This is a genomic window from Bacteroidales bacterium, from assembly GCA_026418905.1.
GTDB lineage: Bacteria > Bacteroidota > Bacteroidia > Bacteroidales > DTU049 > JAOAAK01.
In genome coordinates, this window is record JAOAAK010000043.1 from 1 (window position 1) to 22,070 (window position 22,070).

Genomic DNA, 22,070 nt, shown 5'->3' on the forward strand with positions numbered 1-22,070 from the left:
AAAGCAAAATGATTCGTTGGGTGCTTCATATTGGGGCGTTTTCGAATTATCTGGTAATTTAGCCGAAACTGTTGTGAGTGTGGGGAAAGCTACTGGGAGAAGTTTTACGGGTATGCATGGTGATGGAATGCTTGATGCAAATGGTAATGCCAACGTTCTTAACTGGGATGTTAATGGCTTGGGTGTGAGAGGAGGTTCATTCGATAATCCTCTAGATGATATGCGAACCTCGTTTAGGAGATATGTAAATTACGTTTTGGGCAGACAATTAAACAATGGTGGTAGGGGTGGACGCAATGCTCATCCAGTAATACCATAACCAGTTCGATAAGGATGATTCGCTTTGTATGCATTATTGTATTGATGATAAATTATAGTACAATCATTCTATCACAATTACCTACTGATTATTATGGCTATACCATAGGTAGTGGTTTTGCTTTAAGTTGCTTCAATAATCCCAAAAATTTCTATTACCGCACCTCGGTTAATGACGGATTCGACGTCAGCTGCCTCAACTCCATCATACCTCCGCGCTTCGGCTACACCATCAACGACGGATTTGCCATCTCCTGCGACATCAAAAACCTCTTCCCACGCTACGGAACCAGCATCAACGACGGATTCGACGTCAGCTGCCTCAATTCCAACATACCTCCTAGCTTCGGCTACACCATCAACGACGGATTCGCCATCTCCTGCGACATCAAAAACCTCTTCCCACGCTACGGAACCAGCATCAACGACGGATTTAGTATTTCATGTTTAAATCGAATCATCAGCCCTACATATCGTTACACCACTGGTGCTGGATTTGGTTATTTCTGCTCTGGATATATTCCCTTACCAATAAATTTTGTTGATTTTCAATGTAAATGTTCAGGGGATAGAGTGGTTTTAGTAAAATGGAAAATTCAAACAAATGAACCTTTGCCACAGTTTGTAGTTCAAAAAAGCAGTGATGGATACAATTTCACTAACGTTACCATTCCGTATGAGATGATACAAGATCAAGATACCATTGTATTTTTCGTACATGATGTCCAAGAGTACGATACATATTTTACATATTACCGATTACTTGAGTTTAGCCATGATGGACTTTCAAAGATCTTGGCTGAATGTGCTTCAGAACCTTGCTTCGAAAGCTTATTGTTTAGCGTTTATCCTAATCCTGTGTATCAAACAGTTACTATTGAAGTTAACACTGGTAACATCACTTACGTTAGACTACGCAATAACTTAGGGCAATTGCTGATGGAAGAAAAAATTTATCAGTCAAAAACCACTTTAGACTTAGCTCATTTGCCTTCTGGTGTTTACTATCTCGAAATCTTTTCTGATTGGATTAAACCTAGGTTTTATAAAATTGTCAAGGAATAACTTTTTTTTTAAGGAATAATAATCTATTTTTTTAGAAGATTTATGAGTATTTTTTTGTGTTTTAATTTATTAAAAAATAATATATCTTTGTAAAAAAAATTATGTTTTTTATAAAAAGGGGGTTATTAATTTTTATTCTTTTGTTCAATGGTGCATTTAATGCACAAGAACTTTCTTGGATAAATAAAACAAAAGAAGAAATTGTTCCATTGGTTCTAGGGGTTTCTACTCCAAACATTGAGTTTTTTTCTAAAATGATTAATGAATTGCAAAAAACCGAAGGAATCTACATTCAAAAATGGTGTAGTTCTCATCACCTGATAGAACTAACTGTTGACTTGTTCATCTTTAACTCAATAAATAATTTCATAGCTTTTTTGGAAAAAAAATTTCCAGATGTGTGTTTTTTTCAAAAAGAATACACTCCTATTGAAAAAATTCAAGGTTGTGAAGGCACAGTAAAATCAAATTTTTAAACATATGAAAAAAAGGGGAATTATTTTATGTTTTATTGCAAGCCTTCACCTATTTGGTCAATTAGGTTATAACTTTAGTGCTACCACGGGAACATACTCACCTTTAACAGGTGCAACAACTATTCATGCTTCTGGTGTTGACGATGTCATTTCGGGATGGATCCCCATAGGTTTTAACTTTACATATAACTGTCAGACTTACTCACAAGTCAAAGTTTCATCCAATGGATGGTTAACCTTTAACGATTTAACCTCCTCATATGCTACAAACAACTTGTCTAACACTGTTGGAAACATCATTGCTCCACTTTGGGATGATTTGCAGGTTAGTTCGACGGGAGTGGTTCGTTATAACATAACTGGCACTGCTCCTAATAGGGTTTTTACAGTGGAGTGGTTTCAAATGGAATGGAATTATCTAGCTAACGCTGATGTCATTTCTTTTCAAGTTAAGTTGTATGAAACAAGCAATCGTATTGATTTCATATATCAACAAGGCCCCGGTGCTGTCAATAGTGGCTCAGCTTCCATTGGAATAAATGGTAACACCTCAGGAGATTTTTATTCACTTGATGGAACAGGGCCGAATCCCAATGCATCGAAGGTAGTTGAAACTACTACATTAAGTACCAAACCCGCTAATGGTCAAATTTACCGATGGGATCCCATTAATTGTAGTGGAGCACCCTCAGGAGGTACCGCCTCTGCATCGCCGTCTTACCTTTCCAACTGTACAACTCCTTCAACACTAAATGCTACCGGTCATTCGATTGGATGTGGCATTTCTTATCAATGGCAATATCAACAAGGAGCTTCTTGGGTTAATATACCAGGAGCCACTACCGTTCCCTACACGATCGCTAGTCCTTCTCTTGGAAATTATCGACTTGCTGTGACATGCATCAACAGTGGTCTGACCAGCTACTCAACACCCGTATCTATAAATTCTGGTTTTAATGTACTATCTTATTCTTTCACTGCTGTCAGTGGTAGTTACACTACCCTAACCTCGCCCACCAACATTCATCCATCAAACACAGACGAAGCCATTTCTGGGTGGATTCCTATTGGTTTCACTTTTTATTATAATTGCATTCCTTACACCCAAATCAAAGTTTCTACTAACGGGTGGCTAACATTCAACGATTTGACTTCCGCTTATCTAACCAATGCATTGGCAACCACGGTAGGAAATATTATCGCACCCCTTTGGGATGATTTGAAAACTGCATCAGATGGATTTGTGCGATATCAACTTACTGGAACAGCTCCTAACAGGGTATTGACGATCGAATGGTATCATATGCTTTGGAATTATGGTGCCACTACTTGGGGAATTAACTTTCAAGTTAAATTGTATGAAACTACCAATGTTATCGAATTTATTTATGAACGAAATGGAAATGCTACTCAATATCTTAATAGTCCCTCTGCATCAATTGGCATCAACGGCGGATCAGCCGGTGACTTCTATTCCTTAAACAACACCAGTGGAAGCCCAACAGCTTCCAAAACAACCGAGACTACTACACTTAATAGCAAACCAGCTACGGGTCAGATATATCGATGGACTCCAATTAATTGCTCTGGAATGCCAGCCACACCCACCATTAATGCATCTTCTACTAATTTAACATGCCCCCGGAATCCTGTTACTCTTTCTGCTACTGGAATAAGCGGTGGCTGTGGAATACAATATGCTTGGCAATACTCAGAAGATGGTGTTAATTGGTCTGATCTAAGTGGGTGTAATTTTTCCATACCTATAACTGTATACCCTGAACATCAACCTTCATATTATCGCCTAAGAACTACTTGCACAAATTCAGGTCAATCCAGTTACTCTAATGCAGTAATGATCAACATTAATGGAAGTCTACCTGCTAATGATGAACCTTGCAATGCAACCTTGTTACCTGTAAATTCATTTTGCAGTTTTATTACTAGTTCTAATCTATGTGCATCTGCTTCTCAAGTATTACAACCTGGTATTCCAGCTCCTGGATGCGGAAATTACCAGGGTGGTGATGTTTGGTTTAAAGTAACGGTGCCTCCTTCAGGTAGACTTATACTTGACATGGATGCAGCTGGAGGCCCCACCGACATGGATATGGCTATTTATAGAAGTACTACCAACAACTGCAACAACATTAATCAGTTGATTGAATGTGACGACTTACAATCCGTTAATGGTGTCATGCCTATGATTTGCAGAGCGGGCACTTCCTGCCTTATTACTGGTGATTGCGAGCAAAATGGTACTCTTACTCCTGGTGAAACCATTTACGTCCGAGTATGGGAGTATGGAAATGATTTGATGGGACCATTTGAAATTTGTGCTTATGATCCAGGAACACCACCTCCAGCCAGTACATGTTCTAATGCTTATACTATCACATCAATACCTTTTAACATGCAAGGATTGACTACTTGCTGCGGTATAAATGACTACAACAATACAGTAGGATGTCTTTCCAATTATCAAAACGGTGAAGATTTCTTATTCGTTTATACTCCCACTTCTACACAAACAGTTGACATTGTTTTAAGTGGGACTTTGTCATACACAGGAGTTTTTGTTACTGATCGTTGTCCCAATGCACCAGGTGTTGTTTGTGTCGCTTCAGCTACCAGTTCCTCAGGTAATCCAAGTATTTGTGGTGTAACCTTGAATGCTGGAACAACTTATTATATTATGGTCGACACGTATCCTTCACCTAATTGTACCAACTTTAATATTTCCATTCGTCCAGCCATAGCACCTACTTGCAATTTAAATTATACTGTTAGTACGATAGCATATAATCCTGACCCCTTTACCGGTAACCTTATTTCTTTACCCATTGATGATCGTTTTTCTTCTTCATATATACCCATTGGATTTCCATTTTGCTTCGATGGTATTCAATTCACTCAGCTTCTTGTATCATCCAATTGTTATGTAATTTTCGATCCTATCAGCTGTGCTACAAATCTTCCTAACGGAAATGCTACCCCGGGCGGTTATAGCAGTTGGGATTCCGACAGTCCTATTCCCAATACCACCAATGCCCCACGTAACGCTATCCTTTTCCCCTGGCAAGATACCGATCCAAGTAGTGGCGGTTCAATCTATTATCAAATCTTAGGAACAGCTCCTAACCGAAGATTTGTGTTGAGCTTTGTTAACATACCATTGTTTGGCACTTCCTGCTCAGGCTATACTTTCACAGGGCAACTAAAACTTTTTGAAACCACCAACAATATTGAAATTCATTTACAAAATAAGCAAGCTTGCACGGGATGGAATGAAGGCATGGCCATTATGGGTATTCATAATTACAACGGTAGTATTGCAAGATTCCCTGCAGGCTACAATTATACGGTTTGGAATGCAACCAATCAAGCTTGGAGACTTACGTGTAACTGCACTGGATGTATAGTTTTACCTGTAGAATTTCTTTCATTTAATGGCAAAGTTGAAAAGCCTGGTATAAATCGTCTATATTGGCAAACAGCTACTGAAAGGAATAGTGATTATTTTGTAGTTCAACGATTAATAAATGGCGATCAATTCAAGGATTTAGGTAAAGTGCCTGCAGCTGGTAATAGTTCTACCCCTCAATCTTACGATTTTATTGATGAGGATGCTCCCATAGGGTATGCTTATTATCGACTAAAACAAGTTGATTGTAATGGAGAAGAATTTTATTCATCAACCATTATGGTAGGGAGCCAGAATGAAAGAGTGCAGCTTACCAATGTTTATCCAAATCCGGTTGAAAATGAACTATTTATTGTCGTTCAATCGGACGGTACCCCGTTTGATCTGTATTTAGTTGATCAACAAGGTCACCAAATGATCATGGATAAAGTTACGTCCTATCACGGACAATTAAAACTCAAATACGATGTTTCGAATTTGTCGGCAGGTAATTATACATTGCAAGCTATTAGCGATAAAGGGGGCTTGCTCTTTAGCCATTCATTCATCAAAACAAAATAATGAATTACATAAAAACAACAAAAAAAGCCACCATAAGGTGGCTTTTTTATTTATGAATAATTTTCTATTGAGTTAGACCAACATTACGAATACCCATTTGAGCATATTGACCAGAAAAAAGCTTATCTTTAATTTCTTTGAATGCATGAAGAGTATATTCAACATCGCTAAGAGAATGAGCAGCTGTAGGTATCATACGAATAATAATTTGTCCTTTTGGAATAACGGGATATGTCACAACAGAACAGAAAATTCGGTAATTTTCACGTAAGTCATAAATTAAGTTGCTGGCTTCTGCTGGCCCTCCCTTCAAGTAAACAGGGGTAACAGGGGAATTGGTTTTGCCAAGATCGAACCCTTCCTTACGAAGCCCATCTTGAAGAGCACGCACAATAGTCCACAATTTTTCCCTAAGTTCGGGCATGGTCCGAAGCATTTCCAAACGTTTAAGTGAGCCAATTACCATGGGCATAGGAAGCGACTTGGCATAAATCTGACTTCGCATGTTGTAGCGAAGGTAATTAATAACCTTCTTTGGACCAGCTATAAAAGCTCCGATACCTGCCATAGCTTTAGCAAAAGTTCCGAAATATAAATCAACATGTTCTCTTACACCAAAATGGGCATCCGTGCCAGAGCCATCAGGTCCCATAGTTCCAAATCCATGGGCGTCATCTATAAGTAAACGGAATGGATATTTATGTTTAAGTTCAACTATACCAGGTAAATAACCCAAATCAGCTGTCATTCCATATACTCCTTCAGTTATTACAAGGATGCCACCACCTGTCTTTTGAACAATTCTCATTGCGTGTTGCAACTGTTTTTCTAAGCTTTGCATGTCGTTATGTGCATACATGAATCGATGACCAATATGAAGACGCATGCCGTCAATAATACACGCATGAGCTTCTGCATCGTAGACTACCACATCGTGGCGAGAAAGTATAGCGTCTATTATGCTTACCATGCCCTGATAGCCATAGTTCAAAAGATAAGCATCTTCGCGACCAACAAATTCAGCTAATTCTCGTTCAAGTTGCTCATGATAATCAGTCTGACCACTCATCATTCTTGCACCCATAGGATAAGCAAGGCCCCAAGTTGCTGCTGCTTCAGCATCTACTTTACGAATTTCAGGATGATTAGCTAAACCTAGGTAATTGTTTAAGCTCCAAACAAGCATCTCCTTCCCTTGAAACCTCATACGTGGGCCTATCTCGCCTTCTAATTTGGGAAAAGCATAATAACCATGAGCTACTTCATAAAACTGTCCGAGTGGTGTTTTACTTAAATCTAACTTTTCAAAAAGATCCACGGTTTCAAATTTTTACAAAAGTACAACATTTTACATTGACTCACTTAAAAATTACGTAACTTTGAAAACTACACTCCATATGAAGATAGAAGTCAGAAACATACATAAATATTATGGACCTTTACACATTTTAAAAGGTATTGATTTAACCATACATTCTGGAGAAATTGTTTCTATAGTAGGAGCCTCGGGTGCAGGTAAAACCACCCTACTTCATATTATGGGCTCACTTGAACCACCAAGCGATGGACAAGTTTTATATGATGGAATAGATATTTTCAAACTTTCTCCCAAAGAGCTTGCATTTTTCAGGAATAAACATATTGGATTTGTTTTTCAGTTTCATTTTCTAATTCCAGAGCTGTCTGCCGTTGAAAATGTAATGCTTCCAGCTCTATTTGCACCAAACCATCAAACAAAGCAAATTAGAGAAAAAGCCTTTTATCTCTTAGAAAGACTCGGACTAAAGGACAGATTTTATCACAAGCCATCGGCTCTTTCTGGTGGCGAACAACAACGTGTTGCTGTTGCACGTGCTCTTATTAACTCTCCCGATGTCATACTTGCCGATGAACCAAGTGGTAATCTTGATTCTGCCAATGCTCTTGCTTTACATGCTCTTTTCATGAACCTTAAAGAAGAATTCAATCAAACTTTTGTGATCATCACTCATAATCCAGAGCTTGCTACATATTCGGACAGACAAATACATCTTAAAGATGGAATTATTCAGTAAACAAATAAATCACTAATTAAGAATTCTCAAGCCGATCACGAAGAATTTCGCTTAAATTCGCAGCCGATGATAGATTTAAGCGTTTGGCTAGTCTGTTTTTTCGTATTTTCACACTGGATTCTGATATGCCTAAAATGTGAGCTATTTCTTTATTGCTTAAATTGATAAAAATATACGAGCAAAGCCGTTGTTCGGATGCATTAAGATGGGGATATAATTTTTGAAGACGCATAAAAAAATTAGGATAAACTTTTTCAAAATGAAAAACATAGTTTTCCCACATTTCCTGGTCATTTGAATTTGAACGAATAAAACTAATGATTTTCTGTAAAAGGGAATGTTTTCCCTTTGGTAAAATTTCGATAATCCTTTCTAACTGAGATTCTACTTGTTTTAAAACATCATTTTTACTTGTCATCTGCATAGCAAGAATAGCAAGCTGGCGGTCTTTATGTTGTAATTCTAACATAATCTTTTCTTTCTCAAGTTGGGCTAATCTTTCTTTATTCTCCATTTCTTCTTTCATCCGCAAATTTTCGAGTACGGAAATTTTCTTCTGATCTTCAAGAAGTTTATTCCTCTGTCTAATGCTAATGATGACAAAAACCAAGACAATTAAAATCAAAACGGTAGAAAAAGCGAAAAAAATCTGCACTTTTCGCTGTAATCGGATCTGATTTTCCAATAAGCTCTTTTCCTTAGCAAAGCGTTTTTGATTTTGTTGAAATAAAAAATTCTCAAATTTTCCTTCCACTTTCTGTGAATCTAGTTTTAGAATTAAGTCTTTAAATAGTTTTAAATAATCAAAAGCTCTTTGAATCTCATTTTTCTTTTCATAATACATGCTATACATCCGGTATGTTTCCAGTAGATTCTCATAGGCACCTATTCGGCTAGACATAGAGAAAGCGGAGTCAAGATAAGATTTTGCACTATCGGGCAAATTTATAAGTAAATAAACACGAGCAAGATTATTAAGACTTAAAGCATATTCATATTCGCTTATATGATCTTTAAAAGAAATAGCCTTATGGTAATAGAAAAGAGCACTGTCAAAATGTTGAGTATTTTCATAAACAACTCCTAAATTATTGAGTGAAGTATAAAAAGACTTTTTGTACGACTCCTGCCGAGCAAGTTTAAGTGCCAATCTATGAAAAAAAATAGCTTTCTTGTAATTTTTTAACCGTTCGTGAACAGACCCTATGTTATTGATGATATCAATAATATTTTGATTGTTACCTAATTGAATCTGTATGGCGAGAGACTTTTGAAAATATTCGATGCTTTTTGAATAATTTTTAGCTTGAAAAGATATAACCCCCAAGTTGTTGTAAATCATGCCCATGCCACGCAAATCATTTATTTTCTCAAAATAGCTTAACGAACGAACAAAACAGTCTAGAGCAGAATTATATGAACCTCTGGTGTAAAAAATCAAACCCTGATCATTATATAGAAAAGCTGTAATTGAATCAAATCCATAGGAGACAGATATTTGTATTAGGCTATCGTATTTTTTTATAATTTCTTCCGGAGGCAAGTTGGAATTTCTAAGTTCTGAAGCAGCAAGTAATATTTTTAAAGCACGAGGATCTTCCTGGAGATTTTCTGCACTTAAAAAACAGGGAAAAAATAAAAACAAAAAATATAATATTTCCTTTTTCATTTCGACAAATTTATACATTTCTTACATCATAATAATCCCTCAACTCGTTAGCAATAACCATCAAACAAAATATGACAATAGCTATAAGCAACCCAGGAAAAAGAGCTAAATAAGCAGTAGGTAAAACTAGATGACTGTAATAATCTCTGACAAGATTTCCCCAGGATGGCACTGGTGGCTGAATACCTAATCCTAAAAAACTCACACCAGACTCTATAAGTATAGCTGTATTAAAACTATTCGCTGCAAGAACCATCAATACGCTTCTAACTTCAGGTAAAATGTGAAAAAACATGATTCTCCAAGAAGGAATTCCAAGAGCTCGAGCTGCGGTAATATGCAAACGTTCCTTCACAGACATAACCTGCCCACGCACCGCCCTAGCAACATCTACCCACATGGTCAAACCTATAGCTATCAATACCTGCCAGTAACCCTTTCCTAATGCAAAAGAGATAGCCATAACAAGTAAAATGGTTGGAAGCGACCATATTACAGTAAAAAACCAAACAAGTATTTTATCGAGCCACCCACCCCAAAAACCTGCTAAAATACCAATTAAAAAACCAACTACTATGGATATCAACATTCCTAGAAAGCCAGCAATTAAACTCATCCTTCCTCCAACAATTAAGCGACTTAAATAATCCCTACCCAATTTATCCGTACCTAGCAAAAATTTCTTTTTTTTTATGAACACATTTTTTACAAGATCGACAGAATATGATTCCCTTGAAGAAATCCAACCAAGTTTCTTTCCAGTTTCGTACAGATGCTTCATGTTTACTGTAATTACACTATCACTTTTTGGATAAGGTATAGTTCCAGGGAAGAGAAAGAGAGAATCACCCCTTACCTGATAACTTTCAAATGGCAAAACTTCATAAGTTATTTCATGACCTGACCAAAACCTTTTTAGCCATGAGCTATGTTTAAGACTACTCGTTGGGATGTATAAAAAATAACATGAGTATCCAGGAGGTTTGAATGCAATTTCAACCACTTGCAGATTTGCATATGACGAACGATCAGGGATAAAAAGGTAAGAAAAGAAACTCAATAAAAAAACAATTATCAATAAGATTAAGGCAAAACGTGAAAGCCATGATCGAAAAGGCATGTTAAACTATTTTAGCTGCAAGCATTCCACAAGCCGCATGGATTTTTTGTCCTCGAGATTTCCTAAGCGTAACAGACACCCTTTTTGCACGAAGCCATGATTCAAACTCTACAATACGATTTTCAGAAGGAGAGAGCAATTCTGGATGCCTTTCAACGGGGTTAAATTGAATTAAATTAACTCGCGCACGATATCGCAAAGCAAGCTTTGCCAATGTTCGAGCATGTGCATAAGAATCATTGATATCTTTCAGTAAAATATACTCAAAAGTGAGTCGACGAGTTCTTGGCCAGTTCCTCCACTGAATAGAATCTAAGACTTCCATAATTGGATGAGCATTTTCAACTGGCATTAAATACTTTCTCTCTTCATGAAATGGAGAATGTAAACTAATTGCAATATTAACTTTGGTTTGATCAATTAACTTTTGAAGTGCGGGTTGTAGTCCTACCGTAGAAACAGTAATTTTTCTAGAAGGAAAAGCAAAACCCCATTCAGCTGTTAAAATTTGAATAGACTTCAAAACTGATTCTAAGTTATCCAAAGGTTCTCCCATACCCATAAAAACAATATTCGTCACATCCCTTTCAAGAAATCCATGATAAACCTGTTGAATAATATGAAAAGCATCAAGATTACCTCGAAAAATCATTCCTCCAGTCGCACAAAATCTACATCCAAAACGACATCCGGTTTGTGTGGAAAGACAAACGGTAAACCTTTTTTCCTCTGGAATTAAAGCTGTCTCATATATTAATTCGTTATGCTCAAACAATAATTTTTTTGTACCATCCTTGTCGGATGCAACATGGCTCGGTTTAAGTATTTCTGTATGGTGCTGTTCTTGTAATTTCAGTCGTAAAGTCTTAGGTAAATCTGTCATTTCATCAATGCTTCTTACTTTCTTGCGATATAGCCAAGTAAGTAACTGCCTTGAGTTGTATGATGCCCCATGAAGTGAACAAATCAAATGTGAAACTTCTTCTAAATCAAGGCCAATAATTGGTAGACGCATCAAAGAATATATAAAAAAAATTGTGGAGCATACGAGACTCGAACTCGTGACCTTTAGACTGCCAGTCTAACGCTCTAGCCAGCTGAGCTAATGCCCCACTTTGTCATGCAAAAATACAATTTTTTTACTTTAACAACCTAGATGTTTTCCATTTTTTATTCAAAAGATGGTATTTTTTGAAAGTCGCACCAGCAGACAAATAGGCAATAATCAGTCCTTCCTTTCCATCCAGAAAACCCCAACGAAATAAATAATTACGCAAAAATTTTACAAAGGCAGCTGCATATTTGCGGAAGAAACGAACTCTAATTCCTTTTTCAAACATAGCATCTGCTTTGATCTTTGTAAATCTTTCAATTTGCCGATAATGTTCGTCGATGGTGTAATAGGAATAATGAAGTATATTCCCTTTCAATTGTTTAACTTTAGAGTTATCAGATAGCATCACTTTATCATGAGGGTTGATTCCACCCCATTTTCCTTTTTTTTTGTTCCAAAGTCGTATCTTTCTATCAGGATACCATCCACCATGATATATCCAACGCCCACAATAGTTCGTTAGTCTATTCATTCGATAAGCATCATATTGAATGTTTCTTTTGATCGACAAAATTTGTTTCTGGAGATCTTCGTCTAGAGCCTCGTCTGCGTCGAGTGAAAGGATGTAATCATGTTTTGCTTGTTCCATTGCCCAGTTTTTTTGTTCAATATAACCCTCAAAGGGGTGTTCGATGAATCGAACTGGATATTGAAGGCATATCTCTTTGGTTTTGTCAGTCGATAAAGAATCTACTATTACAATTTCGTCGGAAACAGGCAATAATGATTCAATACACCGGGCAATGTTACGTTCTTCATTAAATGTAATAACAACTGCTGAAACAGGTGTATAAGACATATGTTAATTTTTGTTTATTAGTTTTGCTGCACGTTCTAGTAATTCATCCCGACGATCAAGCAGACCTTGTATAGAGGGAGATAATTGTTCATCAAGTTGGATACCAGATCCATGGGCCATTTGACCATCAGGGAATAAATACCCAACCGATGAAAAATAGAGCCTGATTCCGCCAGGTAATGGAAGAAAAGATATTAAAGATGGAGACCCTGCACTACTCTTGCCAATAATGCTAACATTGCTACATGCCCTGAGTGCCATTACCAATCGTTCGCCTCCTCCTCGGGTCATTTCATTTACAATTATTACTACCTTCTTATTATAAGTATGTTTTGAACGTTGTGTGAAATTTCTTACTTCAACTTGAAAGTGACCTGGAAATTTAACATCATTACGCAATTCTTTGGAATACAATACAGAAGAAGAGGAAAAATATGGCAATAAAGACTGTATAAGAATATCAGATTCCAAATTACGAGCATCTAAAATAAGGCCAGTAGATAAAAATAAATCTTTCATAGCCACAGGAACATCGGCGGGTTTGAGAAGTGTCAGGTCCACATAACCTATTTCCGGTGTAACAAATCGCCAGGCAGGTATGTCGCTATTTATGGTTCGTTGATAATATAATGAAGAAATTGGGTAACAAAGCAAAGTGCGAGAAAGTATTTTATCTTCCCTGGTTGCAGAAACATTGATACGAGCATTGTTGGTCTTAAGAAGTTGTGCAGCCAAACGTTTTGCAAAATAACTTTCATTGGATGCTGATATATACTTTTGATATAAAGTATATAATTGCCTTGGCAGCTCGCCATTTACATCACGTATAATGTCCCCTACTCGCAATCCATCTCTTTCGACCTTATTTGGATCAATATATCCAGAGATTACAGGCAATTGATCAATCATTTCAACATAATAATTAGCTTGATTCTTTCCCCAAAAATTCTGATAAAAGTTTTTTCTATCGTAAAGTTCAACTTGAGAGTCTTTCATCAATGCACTGATTTCTAACAAATAATACTTAATAGTATCCTCGTCCTTGGCTTCGAGCAAATAAGGTAAGTAAGTTAAAACAATTTCGTCTGGAGTTATTTGCATCAAGCCTGTGTATGGATAAAAGTATGTCAAAAAAGCATGAAGACGGAATAAAGTAAGCAAGACATAACCATGATCTGTCAACTTACCTTGTTCATAACTTCTTTCATGAGAAAAAATAACTCGTCCTTGATCGTCAAAGCTAAATAAGTAAGATGAGGTTGTTCTTTTTGCCTTAAGAATTGCAGTAAGAATTTCCACAACCTCTTTCTTAAATCTTATGGTATCGTTGATCCACTGATATGATGGAACGATGAATGAATTACGTGAAATCTTTAAAGATTTTCCTTTGCTTTCAATTAAAGGAAATCTTTTCAACCAATTGAATAACGTATCTTTTCGATCTCGATGATTTGCTTTAACATATCCTGGAAGGAATCTGAAGAGTTCATTGTCAATATTAAATTTACCCTCGCGAATAGTTGGATGATAATATTTTACAAATCCCCACACCTTGCAAAGTAGAAGTAAATCTTTTACCAGTGTATCATTTAAATTAGTTATCTGAACATTGGTTTTTTTAGCAAAAGCTGTATCCAAATCAGCCGGTTTTACCTTGTCGGGAATTACTGTAGCTTCCTTCAAGGGCTTACCGTCTAATTTTACATCAAGCTGATCTAACCAAACTTTTCCAACTCCAGTTAAAATCACACCAACGAAGATTTTGTCCGTTTGAGCAGGTATTGGAATATTACCCGATGAATAAAATTTCCAGTCATTCGTACCACTGATGTTGTTCATGTTGGTTCTTTTCAAAGTGATTTTACCTCGACTCTCCATCTGCATAAAAAGAGAAGTATGCCCAAGTCGAACGTCCTCGTTTTTGATATAACCTGTAAGTTCGATAGTTCGAGCCTTATAAATAAAAGGGATCTCAAAAACTATAATTACCGGTGCAGAAACATGTTCTTTTATAAGTAAAAGTGCTTGTTTGCCATCTTTATAGTACACATCCTGTATTTCTATTTGACCACCCTCGCCCCAAAAATAACACATCTCTGGCAATTGGTTACCCAATGGAACAGATTCAAAGCCAAAATCAAAAGACCATGGAATGCTAATTTGGCTTTGTAAGAAAAAAAATGCCGACATTACAATCAAACCAGCAAGATGTTTCATTTTTTTTTCAAAGTTAGCAAATGTCTATCCATAAACAGGTAAAAAAATCTTATTTTTGTTTTAAAAATGAATTCTATTACCGTCAAGGATTTAGCAGCTAAAATTGAACATAAGCATAATCTAGATTCTATCATTTTAGAACAAGGACAAAAAGCTTTGAATTTGTTAAAAAAAGAATTTCAACTTCTTTTGTCAGACTTGAGAAAAAACATGAATTATCTACATCATCAGGTAGTTTTACAGCTAAAAGACAAAGGTGATTATGAGTTTGAATGTAGTATTGGTGAAAAAGCATTGGCTTTCTTCTTGCCAAACCATGTATACGACACTGGATTAAGAAATGGTATTTTCCCAATATCTTATCTTTTCAAACAAACTTCACCAGAAAACAGACTTGCCTGCATAATTCATGTTTATTATTTCAAGACTGATTCTCTTTTCAATCAGAGAGCTAATGATATGGGTATCTTACTAGCACGGATTTTTATTAACAAAGATTACGATTGTATTGTTGAGGGCAAAGGCGAATTAGGTGTAATTACCCCAAGCATGCCAAAACCTATGGGTAATCTGATTGCTAGAAAAGTCATAGTCAATGCCATTCATTTTCTCATCGATTTAGATTTTCCTCAAGCTTCATTCCAGGAAGTAGAAAAAATTTGTGTTCAAGATTATCTTACTATCGTGGATCAAACTCATTATTCTCAAACACGTAAAATTGGCTTTCAATCAAAATGGGACAATTCTTTCAAATAATTTTTACAGAAAAAGTTGCACTTTTCGAAAAAACATGTAACTTTGCAAGCGAATTCAATGGCCCGTTCGTCTAGCTGGCCTAGGACGCCAGGTTTTCATCCTGGAAATCAGGGGTTCGAATCCCCTACGGGCTACAAATTTTTTTTACTATGGCACATCACAAATCTGCAAAAAAAAGAATACGTCAGAACATTCAACGCCGTGCATACAATAGGTACTATGCAAAAACCATGAAAAATGCTATCAAAAAATTTAAATTATTAAGCAATCCCGAAGAAATAAAGCAAAAAATATCTTCACTCATTTCTTTGATCGACAAAAATAAGAAAAGAGGAATCATTCATCCAAACAAGGCTGCCCGTTTGAAATCTGTTGTCATGAAAAAAGCTTTTGCACATCAGTCGAGCACCTAGAAAATTTCGTTTGTATTTTAGATTTATTCAATTTTACCTACTTTTCTTAACGAGAAATTATGAAAGGTAAGCAAATTCTTTCTGTATTGAATTCAACGCACATATAGTAAAGCGAATTAAGTATATCGTTTAACGACAGATCTATTCTTAACATCCCCGAATGGGTAGCTGTAAATGAATATTCTTTAATCTTCCTGCCATGAATGTCATATACAAATAGAAAACCAGACCCGGATTCCGGTAGGAATAGATCGAAAGAAATATTGCCCTGCGAAGGATTGGGAAAGGGTTGCATAAGAAATAATTCACGAGCATTCGAAGTGCAAACAAAATTATTTGACGGGTTCATATCTTCTTGACCCGGGACATCTAAAGCCTCAACATACCCGCATAGAGTAATACTTTCATCTTTATTGTAACCCAAGCCTGCATGAAAATGATATTCGAGAGTTTCACCGGGATTTAGTACACCTTTCCATGTTTCCCTGATCGGAAATCCTCTTTCTATTTGAGCATCGAGGGCAATGCTACGTATGCGTCTTGTGCTATTGTTGTAAACAATGAAAGAGGGATAGACAAAACCCAAACTATCTTTCCACGAAAGTTCTGTTATGATCAGATCAAGTATGGAAGGAATTACATAAACATTTCTCCATGCTGTATCTGAACAACCTGCATTATTGTAAGCTATTAACTGAATAAAATAAATTCCTTCTTGAGTGTAAGTATGTAAGGGGTTGATATCTGAAGAAAATCCATTATCTCCGAAAAACCAAGCATAAGAAGTAGCTCCAATAGAGTAATTGAAGCATTGAACATCCAATGGTGGCGTTCCATATTCTGGTTGTACGTCAAAGTTTGCATATGGAGTTGGGTTAACCTTCACAACAAAAGCAGAATCTACCATACATTCAAAATTTGAATACACTTTCACATTAACATGTATGGTTGATGTGTCCTGTAAAAAGTAACAAACTCGTTTTCCTTCCAAAGTATCTCCTTCGATAATCCATATCACTTGTTTGATCGAATCTAAAATGAGCCAGGAACTATCCGAAAAACATATATTTTTCTTCTCACACGGCAAAGTGTAACTATAATTTAATACAGGAAAAGGATGAACAATGATGGTTTTTGTGATCGTATCACTACAACCGTTAACACTTTTGACCCAATATGTGACAGTGTACTGACCAACAGAATCATAAATATGAGAAGGATTCGCAAAGCTACTAGTATTTCCATCGCCAAAATTGTACATCCTAGACTCAACATATGCAAAGGGAGATACGACTGTGCTATCGAAAAAATAAACCGGTTGACCAAAACAAGATTCATCTACGAAGAAATTTGCCCGTGGAGTCTCACGAACAAGTACTGGTTTTGTAACTGAATTTCTACATCCTAAACTATTTTGCACTATTAAAGTGACAGGATAATATCCAATAGAATCAAATTCGTAATAAACAAACGACTGACCTTGAACGGTGTCCTCATTAATAATCCAACTCCAACCACTAATAAAACCTTCCGATGAATGACTCTGATCAGAAAATAATGCAGGTTTTCTACTACAAGCATATAATGGTTTAAAATTAGCAACTGGCAATTGCCTAATTTTTACGTTCTGAATAGTATCCCCTATACAACCAGAATCAGTAACAACCACAAGTTTGATAGGATGATATCCAGTGTTTAAAAAACGTATTTTAAACGGTGATGAAAATGAATGTGTTTGATAGATAGTATCTATCCCGGGGATATACCACGTAGCGTGAGCAATTTGTTCGGGAGTAAATGCATAACTTAGGTTATATAAAGTCGTACTATCACCATAGCAAACCGTATCTGCAACAAAAGCAGTAACTGGCCTTTTACCCCGTAAGGATACATAAATAGAATCGCGTGCCTTGCAACCAAATGGATCTTTAACTTCGCACCAATATAAGCCTGCAGAATTTATTCGAATCTTATTAGTGGTATCACCAGTACTCCATAAATATTTAGATATCTGCCCGTTGTATGGTTCAGGCTGTATCCAAGAGTATTGGCAAACTGATGTGTCCTGACCAAGTGTGAAATAATATGATAAAGAATCAGCACCGACAACAAATGTATCAACTATGAAGCATGAAGATATGGTAGTATCAACTATTTTAACACGATATTGCCCGGGTTTAAAAATATTTAATGAATTATTATAAATTGTATCATTCCAATAAATGTGGTAAAATCCTGTGAGTTGAGGCGTAACAGTAATCGTATCTCCAAGACAGAAGAGTGTATCTCTCATGGGAATAAATGGGAAACTTACATTAATGGTATCTCTGCTAATCCTGTTGAATATGTCCTTTGCTTCCACCCAATATGTACCACTTTTAGTAACTTGAATGGAGCGAGACGTAGCTCCTGTGGACCATAAATACGAAACATAACCTGAATCTGCAGTTAATGTAACAGGACAAAAACCATAATTAATATTTTTATCTGGTCCCAAATTCACAGGAGGGGGAGCATATTTATTGTAAAGATAATTCCGAACAGAAGTAATTTCGCTGAGAGTTAATATTCGATTATAAATTAATATTTCTGCAACATCTCCAATTAAATTGTACAACGTTGTGAAACTTGCCCTCCCTAGTAGGAAACCTGCCATGTGATTTGTACCAGGATGCCCAACGGTAAGAATGGATTCATTAATAACTATTTTAGAGTTGGCTCCATTATATTCCAATCTCAATAATATAAATGGAAAAGTTGAAAAATAAGATAGAAAAAAACCACCAATACCAGCAAATTGATATAAAGAATTGGAAGATAAATAAGAAGTGAAACGTGGACTATACCAATCAAAAATAAAATGCAAACCTGTGTTGTTGGTAATATTGAAAATTAGAAAAATAGTTACAGGCTGATTATAATTGGTACCAAAATCTTTTTCCATCCATTGATTGCCAGAAAACCTGAGAACCTTATGATAGTTTAAGCCATTTTGTATTACAAAAGGTTGATTTGCCACGGTATTTTGCTGGAGGTGGTAGCCATTTCCACTGTTATCCTTCAAAATTTGAGCTCTTCCAGCTACCTCAACTACAGAATCAGCCATGTACCACGCTATGAGACCACTTGTTGGAATCTGCCCAAACAATATACAAACCCATAAGAAGAATAAGAATGCACAAATTTTCATAGTACTAAATTACATTATTTTTTAGTAACAACAATGCAAGCTACATAAACATGAAAGTGTGTAGTTACATGTACATAGTAAACACCCGCTGACAAGTTCATTGGGAAAAAGAAAAAACTTTCCTTAACATTATCTGAATTGAAAACATATAGCTTTTCACCGCTTACGGTGTAAATTTCAATCTTATTTAAAGGTTCGCTAGCTTTTATGTGCAAAAAATCAGCTACAGGGTTTGGATAAATAAGGATGTTTTCTGATTCAATAGATGGGGAAGTTATAACTTCATGATGAAAAATCAGCGTATCCACTTGTGCAATACCACAGGGACTATATGTAGTCAAAGTAACCGTCCGTTCCATCGAATCACTATATGTATGAACAATATTCTCAAGATAGCTAATCGTACCATCACCAAGATCCCATTCATAAACAAGACCTGAATGGGTAGGTGTAAAAGTAAAGGTAAGTCCCTGCTGTTGATATATGATACCTACCTGTTCAGCTGGAGGCAAAAAGGTAATCTCAAAAACACTGCTCTGATTTACACAAGAACTATCTTCAATTATAGCATAGTACGTTCCTGTATTGTAAACATCTAAATACGAACCCAAAATTAAATGGGGCATCCACAACACAGGTGTAGTATCCTGCGAAAAAAGTCGTACGCTATCGCCCTGACAGAAATAATACTTTTTTTCTTCCGGCAAAGAAGTAAAATTTAAATTAACATGAATCGTATCAAAACCAGATAAACAAAGATCCCATAATCGCCATCTGTATAAGCCAGGATAATCAAATAAGCCACCATCCAAAGAATTTGAACCACTCAGCTTTACAAGATTTTCATAATATGCTGGATAGAATGCTTGAGAAAAATAGTTTTTAAACAATATCACGTTCGGAGCAATCACTAAGGAATATGGTTCTCCAGGTGTAAGATATCTTTTCACAGCAATGGTATTTTTTCCTGCAACAAGAGTAAGGGCAGCTTTCCATATGGTATCGCCTGAAGAAGAAAGCAAAAAAAATCTTCCTTGCTGAGCGATCATCGAATAGACATCAAACGATTCAAAATAAATTGGTTTGAGAACTTCAAAAAACAAACGCTGTTCAAAAGAACTGTTGATATAACTGCCCATTCCTGATGTATCCTGTTTGCCTGCCAGAATCAAATCTTTTTTTCTGAATTTTCTCACCATCACTTTTTCCTGACCATTATACCAAAATGTGAAAGAAGTATCCACTTTGAGCGGGTGTTCGACAAAAGATGAAACATACCACAAAAGTGTGTCCTGTGAAATAAAATGTAGAAAATCTGGCTGACAAAGAAAATATGTAGAAAAAACAGGAGGAGTCAGAGGTTGCAAGCAAAATGGAGAGATCAATAACGTATCATTTCCATAGTTGTTCGACACAACTAAGCTAACTTGGTAACACCCAGTATCTTGAAATTGATGCACAACAACAGGCAAATGATACGTCGAACCATCGGAGAAAAACCATGTAATTTGTTCGGGTTGGTTACGACTCGTATCCTTCAAAATTATGGTGCCTGAACACGGATCGAAATCTACTATTTCAGCAGCTGCAATGGGAGGAAGTTGGGCTGGTGTACATTCCCACCTCAATTCAATCCCATCCCCCTGAAGGGATGGATCACTTTTCCATATTAACATGAAACGATCCCCCGTTACTTGCAAAAATGATAGTGATTTTCCTTCATAAAATTTATCGATTAGAAAAGGTGCATTTCCTGAAAACCTGAAGATGAATAGTGTATCGCCTGCAGCCACCTGGAAACGTAAAGCAAAAATTTGCATCATACTCGCTCCTGGAGAAATGACAATTAAAGTGTCTGTTACGAGAGGCTTATAAAAATGAAATGTATCGTTGGTTTGAAATGTGCCATTACATTGGTAAATAACTCGTTTTCCCATACTTGCTCTAATGGGACAAGTCTCATCTATCCAAATGGTATCTCGCAATACATAGATAGAATCTCGCATTTGCACATTTGCTTCGATAATATGCCATCCATCATCTAAAAATTTTACTTCATGAGGTCCATTTCCAGAAGCATGTGAGGAAATAGCATTCGGGCCAAAATTCCATGAAACATAAGAAAAAGGAGAAGAAGGCTGAACCTCAAACTTCATTGGTTCTTCAATACAGTAGTTACCTGTAATCCTTAACTGAGGTTTAAAGCAATTACCCCACACTTGAAATTGTTGAATGTGAGGTATGTAGCCTTTTTTTATTGCTGCTATGGTAATAGGTGTTCCTGCAATAGGCGGCGTAATGGCAACGATCGAATCGGTTTGTTTAAGTAAGAGTTTCTTTAAAATCTTGTTGTTTTGAGTTACTACGAGTGTTATCGAATCCGCATTACTTGAAATGACACGAAGCAAGCTATCGTGGCATGTCACATAAGGGAAAAAATTCACTTGAAGAGTTTGTGGTGGATATAACATAATTTCCATAGAGGGATCCCCAAAGTAATGAAGTAAATGGAAAGTGCGTTTTTCTAAGTTCCAAAGATTGCCCCATGTTTGAGTCATTCGTAAAAGCCCCTGAAGTGCAATTTCACCAGGTTTTGTTAGCTGAGCATGAGGCGTGATCACAGAAGGCTGAGCCGCAGTTCCAGTAAAAATAGGATTGAGCCCAGGAAAAGGAAACATAGCATCTATCATACCCAATATGAGGGCATCGTTGTAACCACTGTAGCTTGTCGCCACGTGCGAAAAAACCCCTATGGCACCTTTACCAGAAAGTTTAAAAAATTCCTCTGCAAAACCATCATTCTCTATAAAATTCCCAGATTGGCAGTTAATGGAGAAAACCAACGGAAGTAAAGAATTGTTTAATGCAGGAAGTTGGGAACGAACAAACGATGG

15 protein-coding genes and 2 tRNA genes are annotated in these 22,070 nt (G+C 36.5%); 8 read left to right on the forward strand and 9 right to left on the reverse strand.

The window, feature by feature from the left end; genetic code table 11:
• The 4 genes from N2Z72_08345 to N2Z72_08360 all read left to right on the forward strand — a co-directional run.
• Nucleotides 1–319: hypothetical protein (locus tag N2Z72_08345; protein MCX7697684.1), on the forward strand; the 319-nt coding region annotated here is incomplete at its 5' end.
• 14 nt (nt 320–333) lie between these two features.
• A complete protein-coding gene (locus tag N2Z72_08350; protein MCX7697685.1) occupies nt 334–1,383 on the forward strand; it encodes a T9SS type A sorting domain-containing protein in 1,050 nt (349 codons plus the stop codon).
• Between the two features lie 101 nt (nt 1,384–1,484).
• Nucleotides 1,485–1,859 carry a hypothetical protein gene (locus N2Z72_08355; protein ID MCX7697686.1) on the forward strand — a complete coding sequence of 125 codons (375 nt, stop codon included), beginning with the start codon at nt 1,485–1,487 and terminating at the stop codon, nt 1,857–1,859.
• A gap of 4 nt (nt 1,860–1,863) precedes the next feature.
• Nucleotides 1,864–5,844, forward strand: a complete 3,981-nt coding sequence (locus N2Z72_08360; GenBank protein MCX7697687.1) for a T9SS type A sorting domain-containing protein — start codon at nt 1,864–1,866, stop codon at nt 5,842–5,844.
• A 64-nt stretch (nt 5,845–5,908) separates the two neighbouring features.
• Here the strand turns inward: N2Z72_08360 and N2Z72_08365 are convergent, their stop codons facing one another.
• Entirely contained in the window at nt 5,909–7,162 is a 1,254-nt protein-coding gene (locus N2Z72_08365; GenBank protein MCX7697688.1) for an aminotransferase class I/II-fold pyridoxal phosphate-dependent enzyme, read from the reverse strand.
• 79 nt (nt 7,163–7,241) lie between these two features.
• Between N2Z72_08365 and N2Z72_08370 the strand changes: the two genes are divergently transcribed.
• Nucleotides 7,242–7,898, forward strand: coding sequence for an ABC transporter ATP-binding protein (locus tag N2Z72_08370; protein ID MCX7697689.1), 657 nt, complete (start codon nt 7,242–7,244; stop codon nt 7,896–7,898).
• A gap of 16 nt (nt 7,899–7,914) precedes the next feature.
• On the opposite strand, the gene N2Z72_08375 is transcribed toward N2Z72_08370, so the two are convergent.
• From N2Z72_08375 to N2Z72_08400, 6 genes are all read right to left on the reverse strand, one after another.
• A complete protein-coding gene (locus N2Z72_08375; GenBank protein MCX7697690.1) occupies nt 7,915–9,567 on the reverse strand; it encodes a tetratricopeptide repeat protein in 1,653 nt (550 codons plus the stop codon).
• 10 nt (nt 9,568–9,577) lie between these two features.
• Nucleotides 9,578–10,687, reverse strand: a complete 1,110-nt coding sequence (locus N2Z72_08380; GenBank protein MCX7697691.1) for an ABC transporter permease — start codon at nt 10,685–10,687, stop codon at nt 9,578–9,580.
• Nucleotide 10,688: 1 nt separating this feature from the next.
• Complete coding sequence (rlmN, locus tag N2Z72_08385; GenBank protein MCX7697692.1) at nt 10,689–11,702, reverse strand: 23S rRNA (adenine(2503)-C(2))-methyltransferase RlmN; 1,014 nt, start codon at nt 11,700–11,702, stop codon at nt 10,689–10,691.
• Nucleotides 11,703–11,725: 23 nt separating this feature from the next.
• Nucleotides 11,726–11,799 (reverse strand) — tRNA-Ala (locus N2Z72_08390).
• Nucleotides 11,800–11,826: 27 nt separating this feature from the next.
• Entirely contained in the window at nt 11,827–12,600 is a 774-nt protein-coding gene (locus N2Z72_08395; GenBank protein MCX7697693.1) for a glycosyltransferase family 2 protein, read from the reverse strand.
• Nucleotides 12,601–12,603: 3 nt separating this feature from the next.
• Complete coding sequence (locus N2Z72_08400) at nt 12,604–14,817, reverse strand: S41 family peptidase (GenBank protein ID MCX7697694.1); 2,214 nt, start codon at nt 14,815–14,817, stop codon at nt 12,604–12,606.
• A 66-nt stretch (nt 14,818–14,883) separates the two neighbouring features.
• Here N2Z72_08400 and N2Z72_08405 point away from each other — a divergent pair, with 66 nt between their 5' ends.
• The 3 genes from N2Z72_08405 (at nt 14,884) to rpsT (ending at nt 15,986) form a co-directional block, all read left to right on the forward strand.
• Complete coding sequence (locus N2Z72_08405) at nt 14,884–15,573, forward strand: hypothetical protein (protein ID MCX7697695.1); 690 nt, start codon at nt 14,884–14,886, stop codon at nt 15,571–15,573.
• A 59-nt stretch (nt 15,574–15,632) separates the two neighbouring features.
• Nucleotides 15,633–15,707: transfer RNA gene (locus N2Z72_08410), tRNA-Glu, on the forward strand.
• 15 nt (nt 15,708–15,722) lie between these two features.
• Nucleotides 15,723–15,986 (forward strand): 30S ribosomal protein S20, encoded by a 264-nt coding sequence (gene rpsT / locus N2Z72_08415; GenBank protein ID MCX7697696.1) that lies wholly within the window; start codon nt 15,723–15,725, stop codon nt 15,984–15,986.
• Between the two features lie 46 nt (nt 15,987–16,032).
• Here the strand turns inward: rpsT and N2Z72_08420 are convergent, their stop codons facing one another.
• Together N2Z72_08420 and N2Z72_08425 are read right to left on the reverse strand one after the other, a co-directional pair.
• Entirely contained in the window at nt 16,033–19,176 is a 3,144-nt protein-coding gene (locus N2Z72_08420) for a PKD domain-containing protein (GenBank protein ID MCX7697697.1), read from the reverse strand.
• Between the two features lie 14 nt (nt 19,177–19,190).
• Nucleotides 19,191–22,070 (reverse strand): PKD domain-containing protein (locus tag N2Z72_08425; protein ID MCX7697698.1); only part of this gene is annotated, 2,880 nt, incomplete at its 5' end.

What these genes read in the sequence shown, in the direction of transcription:
- N2Z72_08350 (MCX7697685.1), top strand. Translation starts at nt 334, where the DNA reads ATGATTCGCTTTGTATGCATTATTGTATTGATGATAAATTATAGTACA.
- N2Z72_08355 (MCX7697686.1), top strand. Translation starts at nt 1,485, where the DNA reads ATGTTTTTTATAAAAAGGGGGTTATTAATTTTTATTCTTTTGTTCAAT.
- N2Z72_08360 (MCX7697687.1), top strand. Translation starts at nt 1,864, where the DNA reads ATGAAAAAAAGGGGAATTATTTTATGTTTTATTGCAAGCCTTCACCTA.
- N2Z72_08370 (MCX7697689.1), top strand. Translation starts at nt 7,242, where the DNA reads ATGAAGATAGAAGTCAGAAACATACATAAATATTATGGACCTTTACAC.
- N2Z72_08375 (MCX7697690.1), bottom strand. Translation starts at nt 9,567, where the DNA reads ATGAAAAAGGAAATATTATATTTTTTGTTTTTATTTTTTCCCTGTTTT.
- N2Z72_08380 (MCX7697691.1), bottom strand. Translation starts at nt 10,687, where the DNA reads ATGCCTTTTCGATCATGGCTTTCACGTTTTGCCTTAATCTTATTGATA.
- rlmN (MCX7697692.1), bottom strand. Translation starts at nt 11,702, where the DNA reads ATGCGTCTACCAATTATTGGCCTTGATTTAGAAGAAGTTTCACATTTG.
- N2Z72_08395 (MCX7697693.1), bottom strand. Translation starts at nt 12,600, where the DNA reads ATGTCTTATACACCTGTTTCAGCAGTTGTTATTACATTTAATGAAGAA.
- N2Z72_08400 (MCX7697694.1), bottom strand. Translation starts at nt 14,817, where the DNA reads ATGAAACATCTTGCTGGTTTGATTGTAATGTCGGCATTTTTTTTCTTA.
- N2Z72_08405 (MCX7697695.1), top strand. Translation starts at nt 14,884, where the DNA reads ATGAATTCTATTACCGTCAAGGATTTAGCAGCTAAAATTGAACATAAG.
- rpsT (MCX7697696.1), top strand. Translation starts at nt 15,723, where the DNA reads ATGGCACATCACAAATCTGCAAAAAAAAGAATACGTCAGAACATTCAA.
- N2Z72_08420 (MCX7697697.1), bottom strand. Translation starts at nt 19,176, where the DNA reads ATGAAAATTTGTGCATTCTTATTCTTCTTATGGGTTTGTATATTGTTT.